Source organism: Actinoallomurus acaciae, from assembly GCF_042429965.1.
Taxonomy (GTDB): domain Bacteria; phylum Actinomycetota; class Actinomycetes; order Streptosporangiales; family Streptosporangiaceae; genus Actinoallomurus; species Actinoallomurus acaciae.
This window is the reverse complement of the sequence record NZ_JBHLZP010000673.1, coordinates 1-3,754: the sequence shown is the minus strand read 5'-3', so window position 1 is coordinate 3,754 and position 3,754 is coordinate 1. Positions and strand designations below refer to the sequence as shown.

Here is a 3,754-nt window from a genome sequence, read left to right as displayed (position 1 = left end):
GGGCCGGCCAAGGACGGAACGGGCGGCGGGCGGGAGCCCGCGTCCGGCGCCGGCAAACGGGACACCGGCGGCGCGGAGGGCGGCGCCCGGCAGGCGCCACCGCTGTGGTCCGGGAAGTCCCGCGAGGAGGCGCCGGCCATGCCGTTCTGGCTGCGCCCGGTGAAACGCGACGACGGCGAAGAGTGAGCTACCGATGGATCTGACGGACCGTCAGCGCAAGTGGCTGTTCGGGGGACTCGTCGTCGTGCTGGCGGCGGTCGGCGTGTTCCTCACGATCGGTGGCAGCGGACGGCACCACGGCGCGCGCGCCGAGCACGCGAGCACGCCCACGCCGAGCACCCCGCCGTCCACGAGCAGCAGCGTCCCGCCGGTGAGCGGGCCGACTCCCTCGCCCGGCTCGTACGACATCTACTCGCTGCTGCCGTTCACGCAGAAGGACTTCACCACCGCGGCGGACGTCGCGCGCCGCTTCACCGCCGCCTACGGCACCTATCGGTTCGACGAGGACCCGCAGGCGTACCTCGACCGGATGCGCAACCTGGTCACCTCCGACGTGTTGAACCAGCTTCAGCAGGGGGCCGCGGCGCCGGGGGTCATCGCCCAGCGCAAGCAGGACCAGGAGAGCTCCACGTGCGACGCCACGCTGGACTCGATCCGGGACATGTCCAAGGACCAGCTCATCTTTCTCGCGACCGGAAAACAGCACATCACCAAGGGAGGAAAGACAAGCGACTCCAGCCAGCAGTACGCCGTCACGATGGCGCGTTCCGGCGGCGGCTGGGTGGTCTACGCGTTCGCACCGGCAGACGTAGGTGATAAGTGAGAGGCAGGAAATGAAGCTTCGCCGGCGCCTGAGGAGGATCGGCAGCGGCTTCGGGGGGCGCAAGAACAGCCGTCGCTTTGTCTCGCTTCATCGTTTCGCCCGTACGGACCGTGGTGCGGTCCGCCTACCGATCGTCATCATCGCGGGAAGCGCCGCGATGTTCCTGATGAGCCTCGTGGCGATCCCGCTCTTCTTCGGCGCCAACCAGCTGTACCAGGGGGCCGCCGGCGGAGGGGACTGTACCGACACCTCCGGAGCCGCCACGCAGCCCCAGGAGTCCGGAGACGCCAACAGCATCCCGTCGAACTACCTCGCGCTGTACAAGAAGGCCGGCCAGCAGTACGGCATCCCCTGGAACGTCCTCGCCGGCATCGGATGGGTGGAGACCCACCACGGGACGCTCAAGTCCCCTGGCGTGCTCAGCGGAGAGAACTTCGCGCACGCGGGCGGGCCGATGCAGTTCATCCCCGGTACCTGGAAGATCTTCGGCGTCGACGGCAACAACGACGGGAAGAAGGACCGCTACGATCCCGCGGACGCCATCCCCGCCGCCGCGCGTCTCCTCAAGCACGACGGCGCGCCCACCCACATGCGCTCGGCGATCTTCGCGTACAACCACCTGGTCTCGTACGTGAACAACGTGCTGTCGGCGGCGCAGAGGTACGCGAACGGAAGCTTCAACGTCGTCCAGGCCAACGGCCCGACCTGCGTCGACATGAACGGCGCCCCCGCCGCCCCGAACGCCGTCGTCGCGAAGGTCATCACGTTCGCCAAGGCCCAGCTCGGCAAGCCGTACGTCTACGGGGCCGTCGGCCCGGACAGCTTCGACTGCTCCGGCCTGACGATGACCGCCTACCGAACCGCCGGCGTCACCATCCCCCGGCTGTCCGACGCGCAGTACTGGTGGGGTGCGTCGGTACCCAAGGGCCAGGAGCAGCCGGGCGATCTGGTCTACTTCGACTACAAGCACGGCCACAGCGGGCCGGGTCACGTGGGCATCGTCTACAACCCTCAGAAGGGCATCATGATCGTCGCCCCGCACACCGGCGACGTGGTGAAGCTCCAGAGCTACAAGAGCTATCCCGGCGGGGCGGTCGGCTTCACCCGGCCGACGGCGCACAACGGGCACAACGGTCCGACGAAGCGACTCTGACGGCGGGAGACACATCTCCGCGAGAGTGGCCGGTGCCGGATCGGCCCGCATGGGCCGACACGGCCGCGGTACGGTCACCGGCGGCGTGGTGCGCTGGTCCGTCGCCCCCGGAGGGTGCTCGCTCGCCGCGCCGTCCGGGGGTCTCCGCGTGTCGGCGATGTGGTGACGGCCGGGGCACTGGTGAGGTTGGAGCGACTGCATCGCGGCCGGGGCGTCGCGGGATCGAAGGAGGTGGGCCGGCATGCGCGGTCTTGTCGTCGGGGCGGCGATCATCGCCGGTGGCCGGCTTCTGGCGGCACAGCGGGCGGCACCGCCCGAACTGGCGGGAGGCTGGGAGCTTCCCGGCGGAAAGGTCGAGCCCGGTGAGACGGACGAAGAGGCGCTCACCCGCGAGTGCCGTGAGGAACTCGGTATCGGGGTCATCGTCGGACGGCGAATCGGGGACGACTGGCCGCTCCACAACGGTTATGTCATGCATGTCTGGACCGCCACGATCGCGAAGGGCGAGCCGGAGGCGCTCGAGCATTCCGATCTGCGCTGGCTGAGTGAGGCGGAGCTGTTCGACGTGCCGTGGTTGCCGGGCGACCTGCCCGTGCTCGAGGCGGTACGTGCGCACCTCAAGGAGTCTTGATGATCGTTGCCTTTTCCGTGACACCGCTGGGCGTCGGTGAGTCGGTGGGGGAGTACGTCGCCGACGCGGTGCGCGTCGTGCGGGAGAGCGGGCTGCCCAACCAGACCGACGCGATGTTCACCAGCATCGAGGGCGAGTGGGACGAGGTCATGGACGTGGTCCGCCGAGCGGTCGACGCGGTCGCCGCCCGGGCGCCGCGGGTCAGTCTCGTGCTCAAGGCCGACGTGCGCGAGGGGGTGTCGGAGGGCCTGACCTCCAAGGTCGAGACGCTCGAGCGGCATCTCGGCGCCGGTTCATGAAGGAGAGGGCGACGGGTCGGCCGCCGAGGCCTTGATCAGCGCGAGCACCTCCGGTCGCACGAGATCGGAGATCCGGTCGTACGGAACGGTGATCACGGTCTCCGCGCACGCCCAGAAATAGCCCAGCAGCGGAGGCATGACGTCGAACTGGAGGCCCGTCCCCGTCGGCATCAGATCGAGCACCCGGGTCTCCTTGTCGTCATTGTCGAGGGTGCGGGGGCTCAGGGTGTCCTGGCCGGACCTCTCGCTGCCGTCGCAGAGTTTCCGGCCGGGAGCGGCGCCGGCGATGCGCCGTTCGAGGTCGGCCAGGCCGGATCGGGTGACGGCCTCGGGCCGGAGGATGTCCGATGCCCTGAGCCGCCGGCCGGTGGTGAGGTCGACGGTGACGGCGCGCGTGGTGCCCAGATCGAACGGAGTGAGCGGCGCGTTGTGGGCCGTGAAGACGTAGCGCGCCGCCACCAGCCGAGGGCCGCGCAGCCCGAGCTCGATGCCTGTCGCGACCGCCGGGTTCTTCAACCCGATGCCCCCGGCATCCGCGACGCGGGCCACGCGGTAGCGCCGCAGTTGTTCGTCGAGTGGCGCCCGCACCTCCTGGTTCACGCGTTGTGCCACAGCCGGGTCGCGCAGGCCGTCGACACGCACGTACTTGCCCGCGACCGTGAGGGCCGGGCCCGTGTACCGCTCGGTCAACGAGGCGAACGCGATGGTGGGGCCCTTCGGCGCGGCCGGCCGGGGTGGCCGGTGGCGTTCGCGGCCGCCGCCGTGGTTCGCGATGACGAAGACGGCCGCCGCGCCGACGACGATCGCACCGACGAGGGCCGCGCCGGCCTTGGCGCCCGCGTGGCCGA

General features: G+C 70.2%; 6 protein-coding genes. 5 read left to right on the top strand and 1 reads right to left on the bottom strand.

Translation table 11 applies throughout. The features are described from left to right. From ACFFNX_RS44720 to ACFFNX_RS44700, 5 genes are all read left to right on the top strand, one after another. Positions 1 to 186 (top strand): hypothetical protein (locus ACFFNX_RS44720; protein WP_378212347.1); only part of this gene is annotated, 186 nt, incomplete at its 5' end. Positions 187 to 193: 7 nt separating this feature from the next. Next, on the top strand, positions 194 to 823 hold the full coding sequence (locus ACFFNX_RS44715) for a hypothetical protein (RefSeq protein WP_378212346.1): 630 nt from the start codon (positions 194 to 196) through the stop codon (positions 821 to 823). Positions 824 to 833: 10 nt separating this feature from the next. Beyond that, complete coding sequence (locus ACFFNX_RS44710; protein WP_378212345.1) at positions 834 to 1,976, top strand: C40 family peptidase; 1,143 nt, start codon at positions 834 to 836, stop codon at positions 1,974 to 1,976. A 241-nt stretch (positions 1,977 to 2,217) separates the two neighbouring features. Beyond that, the gene (locus tag ACFFNX_RS44705; RefSeq protein ID WP_378212344.1) at positions 2,218 to 2,607 is read left to right on the top strand and encodes a (deoxy)nucleoside triphosphate pyrophosphohydrolase; all 390 of its coding nucleotides are present in this window, start codon (positions 2,218 to 2,220) and stop codon (positions 2,605 to 2,607) included. Beyond that, complete coding sequence (locus ACFFNX_RS44700) at positions 2,607 to 2,906, top strand: MTH1187 family thiamine-binding protein (RefSeq protein ID WP_378212343.1); 300 nt, start codon at positions 2,607 to 2,609, stop codon at positions 2,904 to 2,906. The genes ACFFNX_RS44705 and ACFFNX_RS44700 overlap by 1 nt, the downstream gene beginning before the upstream one ends. On the opposite strand, the gene ACFFNX_RS44695 is transcribed toward ACFFNX_RS44700, so the two are convergent. After that, positions 2,901 to 3,754: hypothetical protein (locus tag ACFFNX_RS44695; protein ID WP_378212342.1), on the bottom strand; the 854-nt coding region annotated here is incomplete at its 5' end. The genes ACFFNX_RS44700 and ACFFNX_RS44695 overlap by 6 nt on opposite strands.

Excerpts from the sequence above, each read along its gene's own strand:
- ACFFNX_RS44715 (WP_378212346.1), top strand. The coding sequence starts at position 194 with ATGGATCTGACGGACCGTCAGCGCAAGTGGCTGTTCGGGGGACTCGTC.
- ACFFNX_RS44710 (WP_378212345.1), top strand. The coding sequence starts at position 834 with ATGAAGCTTCGCCGGCGCCTGAGGAGGATCGGCAGCGGCTTCGGGGGG.
- ACFFNX_RS44705 (WP_378212344.1), top strand. The coding sequence starts at position 2,218 with ATGCGCGGTCTTGTCGTCGGGGCGGCGATCATCGCCGGTGGCCGGCTT.
- ACFFNX_RS44700 (WP_378212343.1), top strand. The coding sequence starts at position 2,607 with ATGATCGTTGCCTTTTCCGTGACACCGCTGGGCGTCGGTGAGTCGGTG.